17 protein-coding genes and 1 tRNA gene are annotated in these 21,991 nt (G+C 52.1%); 8 read left to right on the forward strand and 10 right to left on the reverse strand.

The annotated features are described in order from the left end of the window. Positions 1-20 precede the first annotated feature (20 nt). On the forward strand, positions 21-449 hold the full coding sequence (locus VE954_RS41345; RefSeq protein ID WP_324964276.1) for a hypothetical protein: 429 nt from the start codon (positions 21-23) through the stop codon (positions 447-449). A 17-nt stretch (positions 450-466) separates the two neighbouring features. Here the strand turns inward: VE954_RS41345 and VE954_RS41350 are convergent, their stop codons facing one another. Further along, positions 467-1,282, reverse strand: coding sequence for an aldo/keto reductase (locus tag VE954_RS41350; RefSeq protein WP_324964278.1), 816 nt, complete (start codon positions 1,280-1,282; stop codon positions 467-469). A gap of 93 nt (positions 1,283-1,375) precedes the next feature. Between VE954_RS41350 and VE954_RS41355 the strand changes: the two genes are divergently transcribed. Then, complete coding sequence (locus VE954_RS41355) at positions 1,376-3,097, forward strand: DEAD/DEAH box helicase (protein WP_324964280.1); 1,722 nt, start codon at positions 1,376-1,378, stop codon at positions 3,095-3,097. 69 nt (positions 3,098-3,166) lie between these two features. Here VE954_RS41355 and VE954_RS41360 read toward each other — a convergent pair whose 3' ends face one another. Continuing rightward, positions 3,167-3,985: a hypothetical protein gene (locus VE954_RS41360; protein ID WP_324964283.1), complete on the reverse strand. Its 819-nt coding sequence runs from the start codon at positions 3,983-3,985 to the stop codon at positions 3,167-3,169. A gap of 707 nt (positions 3,986-4,692) precedes the next feature. On the opposite strand from VE954_RS41360, the gene VE954_RS41365 reads away from it, so the two are divergent. The 3 genes from VE954_RS41365 to VE954_RS41375 all read left to right on the forward strand — a co-directional run bounded on the left by VE954_RS41365 (position 4,693) and on the right by VE954_RS41375 (position 8,461). Further along, positions 4,693-6,264, forward strand: a complete 1,572-nt coding sequence (locus tag VE954_RS41365; RefSeq protein WP_324964285.1) for a response regulator — start codon at positions 4,693-4,695, stop codon at positions 6,262-6,264. Between the two features lie 113 nt (positions 6,265-6,377). Beyond that, positions 6,378-7,583 (forward strand): eCIS core domain-containing protein, encoded by a 1,206-nt coding sequence (locus tag VE954_RS41370; protein ID WP_324964287.1) that lies wholly within the window; start codon positions 6,378-6,380, stop codon positions 7,581-7,583. 206 nt (positions 7,584-7,789) lie between these two features. After that, complete coding sequence (locus tag VE954_RS41375; RefSeq protein ID WP_324964289.1) at positions 7,790-8,461, forward strand: tail fiber protein; 672 nt, start codon at positions 7,790-7,792, stop codon at positions 8,459-8,461. A gap of 279 nt (positions 8,462-8,740) precedes the next feature. Here VE954_RS41375 and VE954_RS41380 read toward each other — a convergent pair. Both VE954_RS41380 and VE954_RS41385 read right to left on the reverse strand, forming a co-directional pair. Next, positions 8,741-8,816, reverse strand: a tRNA-Ala gene (locus VE954_RS41380). 72 nt (positions 8,817-8,888) lie between these two features. After that, complete coding sequence (locus tag VE954_RS41385) at positions 8,889-9,680, reverse strand: TIGR00266 family protein (RefSeq protein WP_324964291.1); 792 nt, start codon at positions 9,678-9,680, stop codon at positions 8,889-8,891. A 137-nt stretch (positions 9,681-9,817) separates the two neighbouring features. Here VE954_RS41385 and VE954_RS41390 point away from each other — a divergent pair, with 137 nt between their 5' ends. After that, on the forward strand, positions 9,818-11,242 hold the full coding sequence (locus tag VE954_RS41390; protein WP_324964293.1) for an RsmB/NOP family class I SAM-dependent RNA methyltransferase: 1,425 nt from the start codon (positions 9,818-9,820) through the stop codon (positions 11,240-11,242). 14 nt (positions 11,243-11,256) lie between these two features. On the opposite strand, the gene VE954_RS41395 is transcribed toward VE954_RS41390, so the two are convergent. The 4 genes from VE954_RS41395 to VE954_RS41410 form a co-directional block, all read right to left on the reverse strand. Further along, entirely contained in the window at positions 11,257-11,910 is a 654-nt protein-coding gene (locus VE954_RS41395; RefSeq protein ID WP_324964295.1) for a hypothetical protein, read from the reverse strand. A gap of 188 nt (positions 11,911-12,098) precedes the next feature. Next, complete coding sequence (locus VE954_RS41400; protein ID WP_324964297.1) at positions 12,099-13,727, reverse strand: DEAD/DEAH box helicase; 1,629 nt, start codon at positions 13,725-13,727, stop codon at positions 12,099-12,101. Between the two features lie 245 nt (positions 13,728-13,972). Beyond that, positions 13,973-14,479 carry a DUF1993 domain-containing protein gene (locus VE954_RS41405; protein ID WP_324964299.1) on the reverse strand — a complete coding sequence of 169 codons (507 nt, stop codon included), beginning with the start codon at positions 14,477-14,479 and terminating at the stop codon, positions 13,973-13,975. Positions 14,480-14,522: 43 nt separating this feature from the next. Next, on the reverse strand, positions 14,523-15,569 hold the full coding sequence (locus VE954_RS41410) for an SGNH/GDSL hydrolase family protein (RefSeq protein ID WP_324964301.1): 1,047 nt from the start codon (positions 15,567-15,569) through the stop codon (positions 14,523-14,525). Between the two features lie 116 nt (positions 15,570-15,685). On the opposite strand from VE954_RS41410, the gene VE954_RS41415 reads away from it, so the two are divergent. Then, positions 15,686-16,543: an endonuclease I family protein gene (locus VE954_RS41415; RefSeq protein WP_324964303.1), complete on the forward strand. Its 858-nt coding sequence runs from the start codon at positions 15,686-15,688 to the stop codon at positions 16,541-16,543. Here the strand turns inward: VE954_RS41415 and VE954_RS41420 are convergent. Together VE954_RS41420 and VE954_RS41425 are read right to left on the reverse strand one after the other, a co-directional pair. Further along, positions 16,535-17,125 (reverse strand): hypothetical protein, encoded by a 591-nt coding sequence (locus VE954_RS41420; protein ID WP_324964305.1) that lies wholly within the window; start codon positions 17,123-17,125, stop codon positions 16,535-16,537. The two genes, VE954_RS41415 and VE954_RS41420, sit on opposite strands and share 9 nt — an antisense overlap. An 8-nt stretch (positions 17,126-17,133) precedes the next feature. Continuing rightward, the gene (locus VE954_RS41425; protein ID WP_324964307.1) at positions 17,134-19,146 is read right to left on the reverse strand and encodes a leucine-rich repeat domain-containing protein; all 2,013 of its coding nucleotides are present in this window, start codon (positions 19,144-19,146) and stop codon (positions 17,134-17,136) included. A gap of 689 nt (positions 19,147-19,835) precedes the next feature. Between VE954_RS41425 and VE954_RS41430 the strand changes: the two genes are divergently transcribed. After that, complete coding sequence (locus VE954_RS41430; RefSeq protein ID WP_324964309.1) at positions 19,836-21,686, forward strand: hypothetical protein; 1,851 nt, start codon at positions 19,836-19,838, stop codon at positions 21,684-21,686. The last annotated feature ends 305 nt before the right edge of the window (positions 21,687-21,991 follow it).

Genomic DNA, 21,991 nt, shown 5'->3' on the forward strand with positions numbered 1-21,991 from the left:
TTACATATCACGAGGTGTTCATGCGTCTTTTTTCATGTCTGGGTGTGGTTTTGGGTTTGACTGTTAGTCCTCTGGTTCAAGCTGCGGGCCAAAAGTTGGCTTCCGTTGAAGTTACTGTTGAGGGTGATAGTGCATTGGCAGCCGCCGCGGGCATCCGTACTCTCTACATTTCTGTGTTTGACAGTGAGAGCAAGATGCCTAGGCCTTACGGGTCCATACAAGTTAAATTGCAAGCGGATGCCAAAGGCAGCATCTACAAGGGTGATCTCACGCTGGACAATATTCAGGTCATGGGCGACAAAGCATCTGTGCCCAAAAAACTTCGCCTGAAAGCTCGCCTGGATAAGAACGGAGCGGGCGGTATGGACCAACCAGGGGACGTGGTTGGCAGTGTCGATGACGTGAATGTCGGCGACACCGCAAAGATCGTTATCAACAAGAAGATATAATCCTGCTGCGGCTGCTGCTACGTAGACTTGAGCAGAGCCTCCAACCGAGGCAAAGCATCAGCCGCAATCTCAAACTGAAAAATAGCCAGATCCTCCTGCATATGCTCATCCGAAGTGGTGCCTGTTAACGGCACAATACCAATCTGCGCCAGAAAACGGAAAAAGATCTGCGCCTCGGTGCGGCGATATTCTCGAGCCAAATCCTGGACTACACGACTCCGCAAAATATGTGGGTTCGCTGTCAGCGTCCAAAAACTCTGATACACAATCCCCATCTCACGACAGAAAGCCCGCAGCTCAACATCATATCCCGTATCCGCATAAAAGCGATTCTGCAAAACCGTGGGTTTAACCTTGGCTTCCTGATAAAGCTTTTTAAAGAGCACCGGATCGTAGCAGTTGCTGATACCAAGCTGCCTTGCGCCCTGACGTTCATGAATGGCTTCCATCGCGCCCCAAACCGTCATAAGCTGATCAAACCGCGCCAGCGGCGAATGCAGAACCAGGGAATCCACATAGTCCGTTCCCAGATTTTTTTGTGAAGTCGCGAACGATTGCGCCACCTGCTCGGCGAGCGGTGCGTCGGGATTATAGGGAATACGCTGCGGGTCCTGACCCGGCAAGGGCGTAAATTTGGTTTGCAGAAACAGATGCTCACGGTGCAGCCCCTGCTTCTGCAGAGCCTCAAGCGCGGCTCCCACACCCTCTTCCTGATAATGCTTGGGCTGACAGGCCGTATCAATTCCGGCAAAGCCATAGCGAACAGCCTTTTCCACCAAACGCGCGGTCTGATCCTTTTTCCAAGCCGTTCCGTAAATAATTTTCGGTATCATGGGGTCACCCTCCTGCGCGATCTTCGCACGCTCGCGAATCAGTGTCGAGAAAAAGACCAAAACCCGCTAGAATCCGCCTTCCAAGGAGGACTCATGTACAAGCTGAGACCCTATCAACAGGAAGCCGTGGATGCCGCAATACGCCACTTCCAAAAGCAACGTGAACCAGCGGTGGTTGTCCTGCCTACCGGTGCCGGTAAAAGTCTGGTCATCGCGGAACTGGCGCGTATTGCCAAAGGCCGGGTTCTGGTGCTGGCTCATGTCAAGGAACTGGTGGAACAAAATCATCAAAAATATGAGAGCTACGAGCTTGAAGCCGGAATCTATTCCGCAGGCCTGGACCGCAAGGACAAGACCAGTAAGGTTATCTTCGGCAGCATTCAATCCGTGGCGCGAGCGGATGCCGCTTTTTTCGAGGGCTTTTCCCTCCTGATCATCGATGAATGCCATCGGGTTTCCACCGATGGGGATACCCAGTATCTGCAGGTCATCACCCGACTCCGGGGCAACAGCCCCAACCTCTGCGTCTTGGGACTGACGGCCACTCCTTATCGCCTCGGTCTGGGATGGATTTATCAGTATCACGCCCGCGGGATTCTGCGCACAGCCGAGGAACGCTTTTTTAAGCACTGCATTTATGAACTGTCCATCGGCACCATGATTAAAGGGGGCTTTCTGACCCCTCCCATCAAAATCGATGCCCCCGTAGCCGGCTATGATTTTTCGAAATTGCGTCTGCGTCAAGGCACCTTTTCGATGAACGAAGTGGAAAACATTCTGAAGGATCAAAAACGCGTCACGCCGGGCATCGTGGCCAATATCGTGGATATGGCTGCGGATCGGCAGGGCGTGATGATCTTTACAGCCTCCGTCCGACACGCCGAGGAAATCCTCGAGCTCCTGCCTGGGGAATCCTCGGCTCTGGTGATAGGCGAGACAGCTACGCACGAACGCGACCGCATCGTTCAGGATTTCAAAGACCGAAAACTCAAGTATCTGGTGAACGTTTCCGTGCTCACGACAGGTTTCGATGCGCCGCATGTGGATCTCATTGCCCTGCTTCGTCCCACGGAATCCGTCAGCCTTTACCAGCAAATTATTGGCCGCGGTCTTCGTCTGGCGGAGGGGAAAAAAGACTGCCTGATTCTGGATTATACCGGTCTGGGTCATGACATTTTCAGCCCCACCATTGATGATGACAAACCCTCTGACGAGTCGGTTCCCGTCAAGGTCATCTGCCCCCTATGTGCTCACGAAAATGATTTCTGGGGTCTGGTTGATGATGAGGGCTCCCTGATGGAACACTTTGGCCGCAAATGCCGGGGCGCGACACAGGATCCGAAAACGCTGAAGATCATTCCATGCAGCTTCCGCTTTCGTTTTAAACGCTGCGATCAATGCGGTGCTGAAAATGATATTGCGGCTCGCATCTGCAATAGCTGCGCAAAAACCCTGGTTGATAATGACAAGAAACTCAAAGAAGCCATGGCTCTCAAAGACGCCCATGTTATGCGGCCCGATTCCATGGTCTTTGAAAAGAAGCATAACCGCAATGGGGGCACTCACCTCGAACTTCGATACTATGACTGTGATGGGGAGCATTTAAAGGAATTCTTCTCCTTCAATTCCTCAAGCGACATGCGGGCTTTCTATTATAACTTCATGCGTCTTCATCTGCGCATTCCCGAACGCAAATGGGACTTTCAAGGCATTGACGACGTGATCCAGCATCAGTCTCTCTTCCGTATGCCGCTGTTCATCATTGCGCGAAAAAAGAAGCAGTTCTGGGAAATACGCGAAAAAATTTTTGAATGAGAAATGAAAAAGCCCCTGGGTTTGACCCAGGGGCTGAACATCGGCTTTACACCGTTATAGAGGTGAAATTCAGGGTTTGACCCACTGAATGTTGCCTGAAAGTTGACCTTGATTATTGGACCATTCGTACTGGTCCATGATCGCCAGGTAAAGTCGCGTGGTGCCTGCGGGAACCACAAAGGCCTGCAGCATGCCTGTCATATCTTTGCCATCACCAATAAAAAAGACCTGACCGATTTTCGGCGCCAGTGTCCGGAAATTGCGAGCTTCCGCCGTGCCGAAGTCCAAGGCTTCAGGGGCTGCAGGACGCGAAGCAAAAGCCGTATCATCAAGGAAGACACCGACAAGGCTATTGATAGGAGCGGTGATGTTCGACAGACCATGAACACTGCCCAAACTATGGGTTGGGGCAAGGTCTGCTTGACCATCCGCATCAGTGAAGATTTCAGGCTGATTATCGTGGGCGATCGTACCGGAGACCTGGAAATATAATTGGCGACCTGGGTCAAAGCATTTGGCGTCAACAGCCTGAACGGCAACAGGTGCGTTCAAGGGAGCCACATCTTTAGGCGCGCGACCGTAGTCGAGCTCGGTGGCCTCAGGAGCGCCAGCCAGAAAGGGGTTGGCCGTGCCGGCGATTTCATAGTTGGTGCTGCACGCGCTGACCGGAGGATTTGTTTCCGATTGCGCCGGGGTTGTGGAGCCAGCCGCAGGACGTGCCGGCGTTGTATTGGCTGAACCCGTATTGCTGGGAACCACGGATGTGGTTGTCTTGTTGCTGGTACTATCATCATTATTTTTCTTTTTGGATTTGCCACCGCAGGCGCTTAGAGCGGCCACAGACAGCATGAGGCACATGACTTTTACGGTCCCTGATGTAAAGCGCATATTTATTCTCCTGGGCTAAAGTGAAACCCGAGGCCCCTGTTTAGACCATCCGCCAGTGAATGTCAAATTGATACTGTCATTTTTTCAGGCGCAATTTTGGTTAAGACGGGAATGGTACTGACAACTGATCAATTTGAAATCAGCTCGGTAGGATTCGGTTGTTTGTAAATAAAATTATCCCGTCAATTCCACGAACCAAGTGCCCTCACGAACTTTTAAGCCGATAGGCGTCGAACTCGTCAGGAGATCGCGCAGCCACCCGCTCAGTTAAGTTTTCTTTACCACAGAGCCAATGCGTTATTCTATGCAGTGCCTTCTGACCTTAAAACTTTGGCCAAGCTATCATGGGTATTAATAGGAAATAATCGCGTGAAAAGGCTTGAAATCAGCTCGCGTCGCTCTGCGAAGCAAAATTTTTCAGCAGCAATGACTTTGTAAAGTAAAGATTTGCGCACAATTATTTTGTGTTTAAGAACGACTTTAAAGTCCTTTTGCTTCAGGTGCTCCAACCAAAATGCACAGAAAATTTATGGTCTTTTTTTTGTTGAGCATGTTGTAATCAGGTACCTCTAAGAAGGATCTGACCCTTTGACTTTACATCATGTATTATCTGGTGTTTCATCACGAACAGAGGTATGAAACTACGGACAGAAGCAACGCAGTCACCTAATGCATAGCTGCGTGCCGACCCTTGAGGTGGGAAGAGAATGCAAAGACAACTACGTATTTTTGCGGAACATATCATCAATACAGTGCGAGAGCCGCTGTTGGTTCTCAATAGAAACTACTCCGTTATGATGGCTAATCCCGCATTTTACGAAACGTTTTGCGCCTGTCCCGTGCAGACCCGCGGGCGTTCTTTCTTTGATATAGCAAACCCCGGCTGGCATCAGGAATCTCTACGCCTCAAACTTCAGGCGGTGTTTTCCGAGAATCAGGAGTTTGAAGATCACGAGGTCACCTGCACGGTTGCAGGCGGACTCAAGGTCTTTCACATCAATGCGAGGCGTCTGGATACCCTCGGTGATAGCTCGAAACACAGCATGGACAACGTCCTGCTCGCGTTCCAGGACGTGTCAGAGCGAAAACGGGCGGAATGGAATGAACGGGAAAAAGTTAAGGCTGAGCTCGCCAATCAAACCAAATCCTCCTTCCTCGCCAACCTTAGCCACGAAATTCGCACGCCACTGTCTTCCATCATCGGTTTTGCCGATCTTTTGCAAAGAGAAGTGGATCCGGATTCACCCAAAGCCACTTATGTGGAGATCATTCGCAACAATGCCCGGCATCTCCTGGATCTGGTCGGCGAGGTGCTGGATCTTTCCAAAATAGAAGCCCGCAAATTTGATTTAACCTCCACCGAAGTCTTTCTGTTTCACGAGATCGGTCTGGTCTTCGATATTCTGCGCAGCAAAGCCAAGGAAAAAAATCTGACGCTGGAACTTGTGAGTAGTCCTCACGTTCCCGAAGTGATTTTTACGGACCCGACTCGCTTCCGCCAAATCCTGATCAATCTGCTGGGCAATGCGATCAAGTTTACGCATCAGGGCGGGGTCACGGTCCTGGTCAACCATTGCAACAACGGGCTTTTGCAAATCTCCGTGGTCGATACCGGGATTGGCATTCCAGCTTCGATGCAGGAATTGATTTTTGATCAATTCGGCCAGGCGAAGATGCCTTCGGCCAAAAATCATGAAGGGACCGGTCTTGGCCTGACACTTTCGCGGGAATTGGCTCGGCTTTTGGGTGGCGATATTGTGCTTTCCTCGAGCGAGGAAGGCAAAGGCAGCCGGTTTGAAATTTTTATTAATCCAGGGGCTCTCAATCGCAGTACAGAACGCCTGGCGCCAATGCCACCAACCGCCATCACCCGGCTTGAGGGGCATCTGCCGACGCTGCAAGGCATCCGTGTGCTGCTTGCTGAGGACGGCATTGATATTCAGGCTCTCTACGAAAGGATTCTTTCTTACGAAGGTGCTGATGTTGAAGTTGTGGAAAACGGTGAGGAAGCTATCCGTGCGGCCACCAGCCAGCATTTCGATATTGTGCTCATGGATCATCGCATGCCCGTACTCGACGGACTCGAAGCCACGACACGCCTCCGTGCGCTGGGCTATACCTCTCCCATCCTGGCGCTGACGGCCAACGCCACTATGGAAGAGCGGGAAGCCAGTCTTGCGGCCGGTTGCAATGATTTTCTCTGCAAACCCATAGATGCCGTAACCCTGTGTGAAAGCGTAGCCAAATGGGGAGCGCCCAAGCTGCAGGCGACCATTTGAGATTTGGCCCAAAATTCTCTGAAAATAAAAAAGCCCAAATTGCGGTGCAATATGAGAAGGCTGCTTAGGGTCTCCAGTCCTGCTTACCAATTTCGGTAGGAGGAGAATAGACTATGAAACGTTTGACTTTGTCCTTCTTTGCGGCACTCTCGCTCTATAGCGCAAATGCCGCGGCCTGCCCCGATCGTCAGCATGAAGAGTGCCTCATACCGCGCCCATGGCCCGCGAAAGGCTGTGCCCAGAAAATATGCGTACCTAACATCGATGACTTAGGCAAAGATGTCTTGTGTGAACCTTTCGGTACGTCTGGAGCGGCAGGCTATGCCTCGGCCGCTGAGTTACAATCCAGCCGCCATAGCTCTGGGCAGCAGCTGCACCCGAAATTCAAATTCGCATTGAGACGCGAATTCGGCGAGCTGATCGATAGCGTCCGAGTGCATTACAGCGCTACCATGCTTGATGGCTTTAAGGTTGGCGACAAATATATCAATTACCCATCGGACGCTCAAACCTTTGGCTCCCATATCTATTTTAATTCGGCAGAAAATGACGTTCCCCTCTCTCTGCTGGCTCATGAGTTGACTCATACGAGCCAGTGGGCATCCCGCGGCTCGAGTCTCAGTAAATTCGGCCACGATTATTTTAGTGATTGGTGCAAAGCGGGCTTCTCTTATCAGAATAACAAATTTGAAGAACATGCCCGTGACGTCGAGCGCCGGTATGGAGATCAGACTCTCGCCAATCTGCCTGAACCCACAGTGACCCTCGCCGACTTTCACAGCGGCTGTACATTCCCATCTTCTCATAGCAATGAATGTCAGTCAGCGATTCACAGTTACATCGCGCAACAAGGTCTTGGTGGAGCAGGCTTGGCTCAAGAGGTCGGGGATAATGTCTATGGTATTGCCGCATTCAATGCGCCTTTTTACGGCGACATCGGTGTAGCCGAATTGAAAGAGTATCATGGCGACTGTAACTTTCCGGAGGCTCAAAGCAATGCATGTGTTTCAGCCATTCAGAGGGCCTGTAACAAGCGAGGCTATGGCGCTGGGCTGGCTCAGCAAATCGGCAACCAGGTTTATGGTGTCGCTTGTACCAATGTAGGTTGGTATGGTGACATTTCTTTAAGCGAATTGAGATCACTCCATAATGGTTGTACATTCCCACATGCACAAAGCAACGAGTGCGTGTCTGCGATCCATCGGGCTTGCGTAACCCGAGGTTTTACAGCCGGCTTCGCCCAGCAGATTGGCAATCAAGTCTATGGGGTGGCTTGTCTGAACAGCACCTGGTACGGAGATGTCAACGTCCGACCCTGAGCACGCAGGCAAAAAAAGGGCCGGGTACCTGAAACAGTATACCCGAGCCCAATTTTTGATAGCAAAATCCTCTCTGGTGGAGGTTAGTAGGGAAACTTCGAAATGACAGTTACTTAGGCCCAGCGGTAAAGTCTTAAACGTTCTGCAATATTTCGTGCTCTTTGCTGTCTCCATCGGACGCACTGGTCTAACCTTGGAGTAAAAGCATGAAATCCGTGACTCGCCTGATCTTCCTTTGTGGAACTTTATCAACTTCTGCTTTTGGGCAAACGTCCGATCCCGTGAAGAATGTCCTGGCTATCCAGCAGGCTGTTATCGCAGAACTGCGCGAAACACTCGTTCCCACTGGGAGCATCATGCCTTATTCCGGGGATCAGGCTCCTCGCGGATGGCTCTTGTGTGATGGCAGTCAGCTGTCGACGAACGGCTACTCCAAGCTCTTCGGTGTCATAGGCTATAAATTCGGTGGCAGCGGTTCCTCCTTTGCGCTTCCTAACCTGCGGGACGAATTTCTTCGTGGCGCGGGTCCCACTCGCGCTGTCGGCAGTCGCGAGAGCGTTGCGACAGCCAAGGGCGGACTCAGCACAAGCACAATTCGGACAGAAGATCTCACTGTGAGTGCCAGTGGCACCTATCAATCGGGTTGGCCCACAGGACACTGGGACAGTGTCACCCCTTACGGGACAATGGGGGATGGGGGCTCATGGGGACGACGAGTTATGGTGGGGCAATCCGCTCCCAATGAGGGCACGCCCTACTATTTCACGGTGCAGACGACCGGGACAGCCACCGGTGGTTCTTGGAGTACGACAATCAATTCGACCGATTCCGAAACCAGGCCACGCAATGTCGCAGTGAACTATATTATTAAGCTCTGAGGCCCAGAGCACTCCACAAAAGCGTCCGAGAGCGAAGATGAGTCGCTGTCACAGACTGGCAGTGCTTTGATCGATTTCCGCAAGAATCCGTAGACCCCTTACTGACGGTGCTGCGCAAGAGGGAGCAGGCTGTATCCATGCGAAAAGTGGAAAAATGCCCCAAACGAAAAATGGGCCGAGTACCTAAAACAGGATACTCGAACCCAATTTTTGATAGCGGAACTATCTGGTTTCCAAAAATTATTCGCCGTGAAGGCTGAAATGAGTGGAAATCCTCTCTGGTGGAGGTTAGCGGGGTCGAACCGCTGACCTCTAGAATGCAAATCTAGCGCTCTGCCAACTGAGCTAAACCCCCTCAGAGGAGATGTATAATTGCCTGAATTCTTTCCACGCTGCAAGATTTTTTTCCCAGTGGAAAGGAAAAATCTTAATCTCCGTCCAGGATGCGGCCCAGGCCTCCGAGGATCGAACCTTCACCCTGAGCCGCACCACCTGCTGAAGGCGCGCTGGCGATAATGCGATCCGCCAGTCGGGAAAGGGGTAGACTCTGAATCCAAACCGAACCTGTTCCGCGTAACGTCGCCAGAAACAACCCCTCGCCACCAAACAGCATGGAGCGTAAATTTCCGGCTCTCTCGATGCTGAAATCAATCCCCTCTTCAAAGCCGACCACACAGCCCGTATCAATGCGAATGACTTCGTTGTTCAGCTGCTTGTGCACGACGTGACCACCGGCGTGGATAAAGACTTTGCCGTCACCCTCCATCTTTTGCATGATGAAGCCCTCGCCGCCAAAAAATCCAGCGCCCAGGCGTTTGTTGAAGGCCATCGATACTTTGGTGCCATAGGCTGCTGCCAGGAATGAATCCTTCTGACACAGAATGGCCCGACGACTCTGACCGAGATCGACAGGTACGATTTGACCAGGGAAAGGCGAAGAGAAGGCCACGCGCTTTTTGCCCACGCCACGATTGGTGAAATGGGTCAGGAAAAGGGATTCACCGGTCAGGAGGCGCTTGCCCGCTCCAAATAATTTCCCAAGCAGTCCCGTGGCTTCGCTGCCATCCCCCATGCGGGTTTCAAACACGATGCCGTCTTCCATGTAATTCATGGCGCCAGCTTCGGCGATTACGGTTTCTCCGGGATCCAGCTCAATTTCCACCACCTGAAGCGAGTGCCCCAGTATTTCAAAGTCCACTTCGTGCGAGGTACGGGCCATGGTCGACTCCTATAAAAATAACCTGCTGTGGGTCTAATCCAACTATGATGAGAAATCGCCGAGGATGCGACCGAAATTCCTTGCCCTGCATAAGCTTCCTACCTAATCTCAGCGCGTCCTCAAGCCCAGGAGCGTCCGTGTCGATCAGCCCTCAATTTCAGCGTTACCAGGATATCTGTCCCGATTGGCCCGCCTTCGTGGAGAGTCTGCAGAAGCCTTTGCCCACAACCCTATGGGTCAACACCAAGGCCATACGCTCCGAGGCCCTATTTGATGTGATGCAGTGGCCGCAAAGCTCGGCGCAACCTCTGGCCTGGAGGTCCGATGCGTACCGTGTCCCCGAGGATTGGAAACCGGGCCGGCAGCCGGAATACCAGGCTGGTTTTTATCATCTGCAGGAAGAAGTTTCGATGATTCCGCCGCTGCTGTTGGATCCTCAGCCGGGTGAGCGCATTCTTGATCTCTGTGCCGCTCCGGGCAACAAAACCATGCAGATTGCGCTGGCCATGCAGAACCGTGGGACGGTGGTGGGACACGATTGGAATTTCAATCGCCTCCGCATCCTGCGTTCCCATAGTCAGCGACTCGGCCTTAGCATCATTTCCACATCCCTGGGCAACGGCGCTCATTTTAAAGGTGCCGATGATTTTTTTGATCGCGTGCTGGTCGATGCGCCGTGCAGCTGTGAAGGCACAGTCCGTAAGAATCCACGTATCATGTTTCATCAGCAGCAGCCTGGAACCTTGCTTTATAATGGCGTTCAAATCGCGATTCTGCAAAAAGCTGTGGAGGCCTGCCGCCCAGGAGGACGGATCGTTTACAGTACCTGCACCTTTCGTCCGGAAGAAAACGAATGGGTCATCGATCGGATCCTCGCTGCAAATCCGGGGCTTCATGTGGTCCCCGTGCATGTGCCGGGTCTGATCCATGCATCGGGCTTGACCGCCTTCGAAGGACAAACATTTCATCCCACGGTGCAGCATGCGCTACGCATCTGGCCTCATCAAAATGATACAGGCGGTTTTTTTATCTGTGTTTTGGAGAAAAGTCCAGGACCTGCCGCCGCGGCCACGCTTCAAAAAACAGCGAGGCCGGTCACGGCAGCGGATTTAAGTTTTCTGCAAGATCGCTTTGATTTTCCCGCTGCTGTTTGGGATGACCATGTCGTCTTTCATCGCAGCCCTAAAAAGTTAAGCTACCATCCGACAGTGCATGAAATCCCGATCAGTCTATGTCTTGAGGAGCTGGGCCAAAACTTTATGAAGGTCAACTTTCAGTTTCCCAAGATCTCAACAGCGGCCGCCCGTGTGTGGGGTCATGCCGCGCGGAAAAATCGAGTGGCTTTAAACCGCGATCAATATCGACATTATATGCAAGGTGACGATCTGTTTTTGAGCGCTGAAGAATCGCGCGACATTGGGAGCGATGGCTATGTCATGATTTTTTACGCAGGCGCAGCCATGGGTTTGGCATTGGCACAAAACATGGAAGGCGTGTATCGCCTTCGCAGTCTTTTCCCGAGAGACTGGGCTCAGCAGGTGGATGCCATCACGGACGAATAATATCCAGCGTGCGATCAAAACCGCGCTGCCCAGGCTGCAGACTCAGACGATAGTCCTGAGGCTGGTTTTCCCAGACCCGCGTCTTCGGACGGCCCCGTAAACTGAGCGTAGGCTTTGAAAGGATAGCTCGGGCTGGTGAAACCTGCGTCTTGGCAGAGACCCACATCGATAAAACTATGGACCAGCGCCGGTTCATTGTTATTCAAAAAGAACACATCCTTCTGCACCAGCAGCTGGGATTTGTCCGTGAAGCTGAACGAGCCATCCGCGTAAAAGCCCAGCCCCTCAAAATGTTTATTATCCCATACGGCTCGACGGATGAGACTGCGTATTTCAATCAAAGAGCAGCTCATCGTTTCTGGAAAAGCCTCGTCCTTACCCTCCACAATCATCGGCCTCAGCAGGACGATAGTTTCGTAACCCGCGACGTGGCTGAGTCCACGACGCAGGGCTTCCGTACAATCGAAACGGTCGTTATCCAGCCGGTCACAGTCCTGAGGCAGGATACGCAGATCACTGACGCCTGGAGTTTCGCGGTGATTGAAACGCAAACGTGGACCGACAGACGCATAGAGGGTCTGAACGTCACGACCTTCTTGATTCACAATGTGATCCTGAGCCAATGAAGCTGTCGAAAGTATAAGGCCGAGCAGACTGAGCCGAACCATAATTGATCTCCCACGAGTTTACAGTTGTAGGCGACCATAGCAGGCTGTTCGAGGCAGTCAAGTCGGTGAAAACAGGTTGGAAAGGCGCAAAGCCAACGCCTTGGTAGTAAAAACCAAAGCGTAGGATTCAGCGTATGTTTGTATGGATTGAGGACAGAAGAGGGAGGGCGTGGGATCCACGCCCCTCTTTAGGGGTTAGCCCAGGCGGTTTTCTTGCCGGGCTTTTTCGCTTTACCCGCAAACTTGCTTCCACCAGCAGCAGCTGCTGCTGCGGCTGGATATTTTTTGAACGGCTTGCTGCCGCCCTTACGGACTTTGTCGTCACCAGCATCATCCTGGCGAGTGGCGCGAGCGCTGACCTTGTCCCAGGCGCGTGAGCCTTCTGGACGAGACACAGCGGCCACAACCGGACGGATGCGGCTGTCACCACGAGCGGGACGAGGACCAGAGGAACGTTCGCTGCGCTCACCCGACGACGGGAAACCCGACGAAGGCATAGGCGCAGAACGCTCAGGATCGCGTTCAGCAAAGATTTCTGGGAAAGTCAGGGCCAGGAAACGACCAGCGACTTCCTCAGGCGTCATGGTGGCGAGCAGTTCTTTCCAACCATCACCCAAAGCTTCCACGGCACGTACATAACCAGCAGGTTCCTGGAACTTCTGGAGATAGTAGGACACTTTTTTCACGCCCAATTCCTTTCGGGTGGGGATGGTGCCTTCCTGGAGTTTACTCTTCGTCAAGCGTTCGATCTGAGCGATCAACACGCGCTGACGCGGGGAAATCAGACTCAGGGCGAAACCGGACTTGCCGCAGCGCGCGGTACGACCGATACGGTGGACATAACTATCCAATTCCTTGGGAATCGAATAGTTGATCACGTGGGTCACGTCCTTGACATCAAGACCGCGAGCCGCAACGTCCGTACAGATCAGAAGCTTCACTTTACGGTCACGGAAAGCCTTCATGGTGATTTCACGCGCGGCCTGACTCTTGTCGCCGTGCAAGGAATCCACGCGGTAACCGCGATCCAAAAGATACATGGTCAGGTCGCTGACCAAAGCCTTGGTTTGACAGAAAACCAGACCGTAGAAGTCATCAACCGCATCAATCAGCTTGCGCAGGACTTCAGGCTTATTCGCTTCATGCGTCACGTAGTAACGCTGCTCAATCGCAGTAGGAACCATTTCCGTGCGATTGACCTGAACCTGCTGTGGGTTCTTCAAGTAGGTATCCGCCACGCGACGGACATCGTTACTCATGGTCGCCGAGAAGAGCCAGGTGTTGGCCTGACCTTCGGGCAGACAATCCAAAATCGCGGTCAAATCATCTTTGAAGCCCATGGAAATCATTTCATCAGCTTCATCAAGGATCATGACCTGAAGGCTTTCCAGGTTCAAAGTTCCGCGACGGATGTGGTCGCAGATACGGCCTGGGGTTCCGACGACGACCGGCAGACCCTGGTGCAGGCCGCGGTGTTGATCGGTATAGCTGGCGCCGCCGTAGATCGGCAAAGCTGTGACGCCCAAATATTTGCCAAGAATGTTGACCTGCTCGGTCACCTGCATGGCGAGTTCACGTGTTGGGCACAGGATTAAAGCCTGAACTTCCCGTCGCACGGGATCAATGCGTTCCAGCATAGGGATGGCAAAAGCTGCTGTTTTGCCGGTGCCTGTTGCGGCCAAACCTAGGAAATCACAGGTTTGTTCCAACAGGATGGGAAGCGCCTGCTCCTGAATGGGGCTGGGCTTCTCATAGCCGAGTTCTTGAATAGCGCGCAAGACTTCGGAACTTAAGTTCAAATCAGAGAATAATGACAAGTGGATCTCGTTTCTTTTGGGCGACCCCAAGGAACGGTGTCGCACGATGAATAAGTGAATTGGGCCAAGCCCAAGTTACACAGTGGGGCTTCTGTTATCACAGTTTTTCAGGGTAGGATAGGTCATTTCTTTCTAAATGTCCGCAAGCGTAGGCCCAGCACTTGTTTGCTGAGCAATACCCATACCTTATCAAACTGGCATGCCGTGGCTGCATGCCCCATAAAATGATTAGGCTTGCGACCGAGTCATAGGTCTATCACAGGAAGTTCGCCAAGGAAATCTTTTTTACCTAAATCGACCCCGCCCTGACGCAAAAGTCCATACGCGGTGGTCACATGGAAATAGAAATTGGGGATGGCCCGCTGCAACATGTAATCCCGGCCGCGCATGCCCTTGCCCGGCGTGCTGGGAAGCTTGATCTTGCGCTCGTCCGCACCGGTAAAATCCGCGGCCTTGAAACCGGCAAGGTAGGTGCGTGTGGTGCGTATGCGCTCGCAAAATTGAGTTAGGGTCGTTTCATTGTCTTCATATTGAGGGGGTTCCTTGCCACTGAGTCCAGCAGCTGCAGCCTTGGCCGTATCCGTGGCGATCTGAATCTGGCGAGCCAGAGGAAACATGTCTGGAGTGAGGCGCATGCCGAGAAAGTTATTGGCATCAAAGCTTCGTCGTTCCGCGTGATGACTTGCCTTCACGAGAATGGCTTCGAGACCACCGAGCACCTTATGGAACTGCTGAATCATCTCAAAATACATTGCTGGCCTCCGGTCCGCTGATTTCTTCGACACTAACAGATTGTCAAAGCTGCTGGCAATGGTCGACAGCCTGGCCCTTGTTATAACCGCCCACATGCTCGGCATCCGCTGTATCGGCTAAAAACTGAGCCGCATAAAAGCAATGCAGCTTGCTGCTCGGATGTGTGGCGTCCCAGTAAGGGGTGCTGCCGGGCTGACGACAGAACCGCCTTATTCCTTCCACCTGACCCCGCGCGTCGCCGTTGAAGCAGGCTTCCTTTTTCAGAACAACACCCGTGGATTCGGCCTTTTCCTGACTGATTTTTTGCATTTCATAGGTCTGATAAAGATAGGCGCGCAGGTCCAGCCTCGTCTTTTTCAGCTCCTCCAAAAGCAGGCCAAGACCGGCGTTATGCTCGGCGGCAACTCCTTTCCAAAAGGCGCGCTGCGCGACCGGAACCTTGGGTGACAGAGCCAGGGGCTGCTGGGATGGATCAGGCAGATTCCCCACGGCAATGCGATGGAAGCCAAGGCTATCCAGCGCAATGAGGGCCTTGCGCAGCTCGCCCAACGCCTCCTGAATCGCATCACGATCGGACTCGCCGCGATAGAAATCCGGACCGATCCAAAGGACCACCAGCATCTCCGCGCGGTTCATATTTTTGGTGTCGCGTTTCAACTGCTCAATCTGTTGTGGCACGGACGTGGCAGGAATGGTGGCAAGACCCTCGCCTTCTTCGATGTCGGTAAAAGCATAATTGCGGATGGTCCAGCCCGTAGCACCCTGAACGTAATCCACCCAGATGGGGCCATTGCTGAAGCGCGAACGCCAGAAGACCTGAGGCGGTCCCAAAGTCTGCGTGCGCTGGAACAGGTTGCCTGTATCCGAATAGCTGTCGCCGAGCACAACCAGGGTTGTAACGCCGGTTTGATCAGGATCCAAAACCAGACCTTTCAGCCACTGATTTTGATGAGCTCTGACACCTTCATCCACACGAGGTCCCTTGTCGAGCCAGGGCGCAGTGGTCACCATAGCCTTCGCCGGCAGCTGGGGGCTTTGACAGGCGGCAGCCCCAATTTGGATCATCAAAAGAAAAAATATGCGCAGCATGGTATGTCCTCATCTTCCCTCAATAGGCCATTAAATGTCATTATGACACAAAAAGCAGGGCTGGCTTTCCCTTATGTTTCTCCTTAAAAAGAAGCTCTTGTTGCGAAAGGATTTCCATGTTCAAAAAGTTGCTGCGTATTCTGGCTCTAGGCATCGCCTTGATCGGTGTATATCAATACCTACAAAACCCGCAGCAGGACACCCGGCCCTCGCGTCCCGCTTCACAGGAAACAGTTCCATCGCAGCTTCCCCCTCAACCCGCACCGGCATCGGTACCAGCTCAGGTTCCAGGTTTCGGCGTGAAGCATCCCCGGGATTTTGATGAAGCCAAAGGCATTCTGCGCAAGATCTATCCGCGTGGCGTCGAGATCTACTGCGGTTGTCCCTATGATCTGGAACGCAAGGACCGCATCTATACTGCGGCCTGCGGTTATAAGGGCCAGGGGGCGCGTAGCAAGCGCATTGAGTGGGAGCACGTGGTCCCCGCCAGTGTCTTTGGCCAGCGCTTTGCGGAATGGAAGAATGGGCATCCCAGCTGCGAAAATCGCGGGAAAAACGCCAAGGGTCGGAACTGCGCACGGGCCACATCCGATGTTTTTGCGCGCATGGAAGCGGATCTTTACAACCTCCTGCCTTCCCTGGGCGAGCTGAATGGAGCACGTTCCAATTATCCATTTGGAGGGATTGGTGGCGAGCCTCGCGAATTTGGCCGCTGTGATTTTGAAGTGCAGCATCGGGTGGCCGAACCTCGGAAGGAGATTCGGGGGGACCTGGCGCGAATCTACTTCTATATGGATGCCCGCTATCCCGGCTTTGAAATTGTCCATCGTCGCAACGAGGGGCTCTTGAATGCCTGGGATCGCGATGATCCCATGGATGATAACGAACGCCAACGCGTTCGCCGGATTGCTGAGATTCAGGGAAATAGTTTTTTTATAGGCCGGCTGAGCCGGCTCGCGACAGCTTCAGAGTGAGCCGGGACGATCGGTTTGAATGCTCTGCTCCCGTACAATAGGAGCCTCAAAGTCTTCGAGTTCGATCGCCGGCTTCAGGACATTGACGATCTTATCCTGCTTCACAGGCACCACATCGCCGGAATCCAGTTTCCAGCTGGCGATGATATCGAGATTTTTGACCTTGTCCTGGAGTCCATCCAGACTGGCAGCACTAACGTTATACAGGACATGATAGATGGGAGAAATATCCTGATCGGTGATCTTCACGCCATCGCTGATACTGCTGGACCAGCTGAGACGCTGGCCGGTCGACGCCAGATCCAACTTCTTTTTGGTGCCCTGATCGGTCAACTGGCAGCCGTATTGGGCTTCCAGATCATCCGCCTTGGCTTCCTTGCGTAGGGCACAGGTCAGGTACGATCCGGCAATATTCGACGGAATATCGACCTTTTCCTCGTTGGCATCCTGCGACTTATCGCCTTCATTTTTTTTGGGATCTTTGGTGTTATTCAAGGATTGGTTAGGTTTACAGGACGAGCCCAGGCCACTCGCCAGCAGCACGAGGAAAACCAGCAACGATGCAGGCCAGCGCTTCAGCATGATATCCCCTATGGCTGCAGACAGAAGGTTCGCACTGCAATATTAGCATTGGCTCCCGTCGGGCAGTTCGTCTCATTTTTAACGACCGTACTGCCCAGCGGATTGGTGAGCAGCCGGAAGTTTCTCAGCTTCGGCAAAGCGGCCAGAGGCGCAATATCTGCGATTTGATTATTGGTCAGATTAAGGAGTTCCAGCTTGTTCAATCCCTTCAGCGCGCTGATGTCAGTAATCAGGTTGGCCGCTGCTGTCAGACTGTAGATCTGATTCAAGTCCTTCACTGGTGCGAGGTCAACAACCCGGTTGGCCTGAATATTCAGCACCATAAGATTGCGCAGATCCTTCACACAGGTGATGCTGGTCAGTGCGTTGCGGGCCAGGCTGAGTTCCGAAAGACTGCTGAGGCCCGCCAGGCTCGAACAATCGGCCAGGGCGAGGTCAGTCAATTCCAAAAAGTTGAGCTGCTTCAGGTTGGCAAGACCCGCCACTTCCATTCCTGGGTTGGCCCCCACGATCAGTCGTTTCAATTTCGCAAGGCCGGCCAGAGGCGCGGTGCTGCGAACCTGATTGGTTCCGATATCCAGGACCAGGAGATTGCTCATCCCGGCCAATGCCGCGAGGTCCACAATCTGGTTCGACGCGATATCGAGTTCTCGGATTCGGGTCAAATTTTTGAGAGCTGTAATGTCAATCAGGCGATTGGCAAAGAGGATCAGCTCTTCCAGCTGCAGCATTCCCGCGAGCGGAGTCAGATCCGCAAGCCCGGTCGAGGTCAGATTCACTGATTTCACTTTGGGCAATCCGGCCAGAGCCGCGAAATCTGTGATCGCGTTGGAGCTCAGGTCAAGAATTTCAAGATTTTTGAGATTGGCTAAAGGTGCTGTGGTGGTCAGAGCGCAGCTCGCGCAAGAGAACTGCACGAGATTGGTCAACTGGCTGACGGGTGTGAAATCCACAGGGGTGTTGAAATTTAAGTTCAACGCTTTCAGTTGGGTCATACCGGTTAGAAACGAAAGGTCTGTTATACCCTGGCGAATCAGCACCAGCTTTTCAAGAGTTTTAATGCTGCTGAAAACCCTGGGATCGGCGACCGCGCGTGGAGCGACACCGACGACGTCTCCGGCAGCATCAATATCAATACTGAGGAGCTGAGGCAGTCCCATGAGCGGCGCCAGGTTTTGGACGGTCGCGGAATTGATTTTGATGCCTTTGAGTTCCTTGAGATTCGTCACAAACGAAATGTCGGTCACGGCTGTACCCTGCAGGTCAATGGCTTGCAGGTTGGTCATTTTACTCAGCAGACTGAGATCCTTGATAGCCGGATTATTTTGCAGATCAAGGAAGGTTATTTTCACCAAATTGGTCAGCGGTGTGATATCGCTGATCGCGTTGGTATGAATGCTTAGGATTCCGATATCGACCAGGTCCTTGATGGGCGTGATGTCCGTGATCAGGTTGCGTGAGATCTGGAGAACCTTGAGGCCTTTGAGTCCAGCCAGCGCACTGATATCAACCAATTGGTTTTCCGAAAGACCGAGTTCGATCAGGTTGGTGAGATTCTTAAGGGCACTGATGTCCTGAAGACCATTGCGGCTGATTTCGAGGTACTTCAGTTCCAAATTATCCTTGAGCGGGCTCAGGTCAGCGATGCGGTTGTCATTCAAATTGACTCGCTGTAGCTGCGGCAGATACTGAAGGGGTTTAATATCGGTTAAACCCGATCCTGAAAAATCAAGCTCGGTAGCTTTGGCAAAATAAGGCACCGAGGCATCACAACTGGCAAACTCGTAATGAGCGGCCATTTGTAAATAGGCCCGCTGACCCGGAGCCGAAGCTTCCGACACGGACGTTGAACAGTATTCTGTAAGTTTGGAAACGTTGGGTTGAGGCACAACGGGATTGGCGGCATCGGTTTTGGAATCGTAGGATCCCACCCGCTCCGATTGCTTCGTGAACCGCAGATCCTTGGTGACAGGACTGCAGGAACACAGCTGCATGACAGCAATGATAGCTAACAAGCGCATTGCAAACCCGCCCCTGAAAGGTGCCTTAAAACACAACATCGTCCTTATCGGCTATTTGCTGGTGAAAATTGAGACAAACCGGCTTTTATTGAGAGGTTCACGGAAGTTACGCTTGTCATTTCAGGCAGCGAGGGCGTCGGCGAAGCCGCATTTCAGGATGAGAATGGTTTTACGCCCTCGCAGGATAACTGCGTCCGGGCAACGATCCCTTCAAAAACTCACTTCGGACTCGGAGATGTTTGCGACAGAGCCGGTTTATTAAGACCTCAGAACTACTGGGCGACGCCTTACGATCACGGCCAAACTTGCCGATAAAGTATAGCCTGGGAGGGGCGCGACGAGAGCGTTGATACTCTAGCAAATATCACGGGTACTTATCCCAGGTGCGCTGAGGTGAATGTGCCGTTCGATCTGGATACCGCCAGCACCATCGGCTGTGCAATCCATAGTGAAGAAGCCGATGCGCGAATCGATATCAATCAGTAGTGTCCGATATAGACCGGGCCTACGATCGATCCGGAATCTCCCAAGAGACATCTGTTTCCATTTTCAATGCTGATAATGCCCTAAACCTTAACTATAATGTCTATGACTCGTTTTCGGGTTTCTCAGGGGCTTTTTCAGAATTACTTTCTCGATTCACTATAAAAATGAATGTCACCGGGTGATGTCATAGGGAGTCCGTAGTAATGGAACGGGATGCCTATCCAATCAGATCTTTCGCGCGCTTCAGCGCTCTTGCATTATTGGCAATTTACGCTGTCGGTTGCGTCGATGTCTTCTCCGTACAGAACGTGTCTGTCAGAGGGAAGGGCGGCCTACAGGGGACACTGAAATCGGCGGAGGACGAAGGCTCTTCGGATCAAATGAAAACCATTCCGTCTCGGGCGATTGAAAACAAGTTTGCATTTGATTCCATATGCCCTGAAAGCCTACAAGGGCGGTCGTCCAGTGAAATTAGCAGGACGATTAACGCAATCCTGGACGCCCTTGACACAAAATCCTGTGAGGAAGCTTCGCTTAAGCTAAGGAAAGTAACTGAGATTAACCTTGCCTCCCGCGAATTGATAGACTTGACCCCTCTAGTAGGACTGCCCCCTAATGTCAGCGGCCTCGATCTTTTCGGCAACAAGATCACGGATCTCGTGCCCCTTACCTATACTTATCTGCGGAAGCTGAGTGCAGGCAGTAATCAAATATCTGACCTGACTCCGCTCAAGAAGCTTGATCTCGAAACCTTGGCTATTGGGAACAATCCGGTCAAGGACTATGGCGTCTTAAACGAGCTGACAAAATTGAATAATATTGATTTGTCCTCATCGGATTTGAGTAAGGGCCTCAACCTTTCCTCGGATGCAATCCGCCAGCTTGATTTGAGTTTTTGCAACATTCAGGACCTAAAGACCATTGTCTTGCCTCCGCATGTTATTACGCTTTATCTGACTGGCAACCCTTTGAACGATATTAGCGTCCTTGCTCAGTACCAATTTCTGAAAGCGATCCAGCTTGATTTTGTGCCCGTGAGCAATCTTACGCCTCTGGGCAATATAGCGGGTTTACGGAATCTAGGTATGCTTGATGTGGCAGCAACCGATTTGACTCCATTAAACCGTCTGAAAAAACTCGAGCAATTCAGCTTCAGGTCCACTTCCGATGCGGTTGCAATTGATTTCTCCTTCTTTAAAGGCATTACGACGCTCACACGGATCTTCATTAGCGAAGCCCGATTCACCGATCTGTCCGTATTGGGGGATTCGGTCGACATGGAGCTGCTCGTTTTACTCGACAGCACCATAACTGATGTTTCAATTTTGACTCGATTTCCCAAACTTCGGGAGCTGGATCTCAGTGGCACTGTTTCGATTGCCAATATCAGTAAGCTTGGACTTTTGCCGAGCCTTGAGGTGTTCAATTGTAGCGGATGCAATCTTTCGGAGGTTGCATTTTTAGCTAATTTTCCAGCTCTGACGAAGGTGTCAGTTGCGTCCAACCCAATTGTATCCATCGAGGTCCTTAAGACCCTGACTAAGCTTGGTAAAGTTGACCTGGGAGGTACATCGGTAGCAGATCTGAGCCCGCTTAACTCGCTCCCCATTCTCAAAGAGATCGATCTTAGCGGTCTGGCTTTTTCAATGCTGAGCCAAATTTCTAATCCTCAGCGAATCAAGTCCTTAAGATATTCAGCTTCGAATATTACGGAGTTAAAAGGGGCCGAAGTCTTAACTGGTCTGGAGATTCTGAACTTATCCGGAAACCGAATCGCCGACCTTGATCTTATTGCAAGTCTTCGCTTGCTGGAGCTTACGGTTAGTGGGAACCCTTTGACCAACGTCAAACCCTTACTTGCGATGAAAACCTTGCAGAAACTCGACATAAGCAATACACAGGTTCATGATCTTGGACCCTTGAGGATACTCCCGCTGAAAAGTTTATTCGCCCGTCGCATTCCTTTGGGCACAACGATTCAGAAAACGTCCAATAACTGCCCGACAGAACGTGGCACTGCTTTTCCGTTGGAGCGTTTTTGCCTAAGTCCTTAACCGTTGGACCAAGGGTAAAGTTGGCTCTGTCGCAAACATTTCCGAGGCTGAAGTGAGTTTTTGAGGGAATCATTCCGGACGCAGTTATCCTGTGAGGACTAGCAGAGAGTGATAGGGGCGGGATACGACGAGGCGGGATCAAGTTCCAGCCGACGATTGTGATGCGCTTACGAGCAATTCCGTTTAGAGCCCTGGATTATTGACCAGACCGCATAAATCCTCGCATGCTTCAGGATCGATCGGTCCTGGATCGCCACCACTTCGAAAAGTGGGCTGAATAATGTAAATAACCCATCATTGCAACT

It is taken from the genome of Oligoflexus sp., assembly GCF_035638955.1.
In the GTDB taxonomy this organism is placed as follows: domain Bacteria; phylum Bdellovibrionota_B; class Oligoflexia; order Oligoflexales; family Oligoflexaceae; genus Oligoflexus.

What these genes read in the sequence shown, in the direction of transcription:
- VE954_RS41385 (WP_324964291.1), bottom strand. Translation starts at nt 9,680, where the DNA reads ATGGCCCGTACCTCGCACGAAGTGGACTTTGAAATACTGGGGCACTCG.
- VE954_RS41365 (WP_324964285.1), top strand. Translation starts at nt 4,693, where the DNA reads ATGCAAAGACAACTACGTATTTTTGCGGAACATATCATCAATACAGTG.
- VE954_RS41415 (WP_324964303.1), top strand. Translation starts at nt 15,686, where the DNA reads ATGTTCAAAAAGTTGCTGCGTATTCTGGCTCTAGGCATCGCCTTGATC.
- VE954_RS41395 (WP_324964295.1), bottom strand. Translation starts at nt 11,910, where the DNA reads ATGGTTCGGCTCAGTCTGCTCGGCCTTATACTTTCGACAGCTTCATTG.
- VE954_RS41345 (WP_324964276.1), top strand. Translation starts at nt 21, where the DNA reads ATGCGTCTTTTTTCATGTCTGGGTGTGGTTTTGGGTTTGACTGTTAGT.
- VE954_RS41375 (WP_324964289.1), top strand. Translation starts at nt 7,790, where the DNA reads ATGAAATCCGTGACTCGCCTGATCTTCCTTTGTGGAACTTTATCAACT.
- VE954_RS41350 (WP_324964278.1), bottom strand. Translation starts at nt 1,282, where the DNA reads ATGATACCGAAAATTATTTACGGAACGGCTTGGAAAAAGGATCAGACC.
- VE954_RS41370 (WP_324964287.1), top strand. Translation starts at nt 6,378, where the DNA reads ATGAAACGTTTGACTTTGTCCTTCTTTGCGGCACTCTCGCTCTATAGC.
- VE954_RS41405 (WP_324964299.1), bottom strand. Translation starts at nt 14,479, where the DNA reads ATGTATTTTGAGATGATTCAGCAGTTCCATAAGGTGCTCGGTGGTCTC.
- VE954_RS41430 (WP_324964309.1), top strand. Translation starts at nt 19,836, where the DNA reads ATGGAACGGGATGCCTATCCAATCAGATCTTTCGCGCGCTTCAGCGCT.
- VE954_RS41360 (WP_324964283.1), bottom strand. Translation starts at nt 3,985, where the DNA reads ATGCGCTTTACATCAGGGACCGTAAAAGTCATGTGCCTCATGCTGTCT.
- VE954_RS41355 (WP_324964280.1), top strand. Translation starts at nt 1,376, where the DNA reads ATGTACAAGCTGAGACCCTATCAACAGGAAGCCGTGGATGCCGCAATA.
- VE954_RS41420 (WP_324964305.1), bottom strand. Translation starts at nt 17,125, where the DNA reads ATGCTGAAGCGCTGGCCTGCATCGTTGCTGGTTTTCCTCGTGCTGCTG.
- VE954_RS41410 (WP_324964301.1), bottom strand. Translation starts at nt 15,569, where the DNA reads ATGCTGCGCATATTTTTTCTTTTGATGATCCAAATTGGGGCTGCCGCC.
- VE954_RS41425 (WP_324964307.1), bottom strand. Translation starts at nt 19,146, where the DNA reads ATGCGCTTGTTAGCTATCATTGCTGTCATGCAGCTGTGTTCCTGCAGT.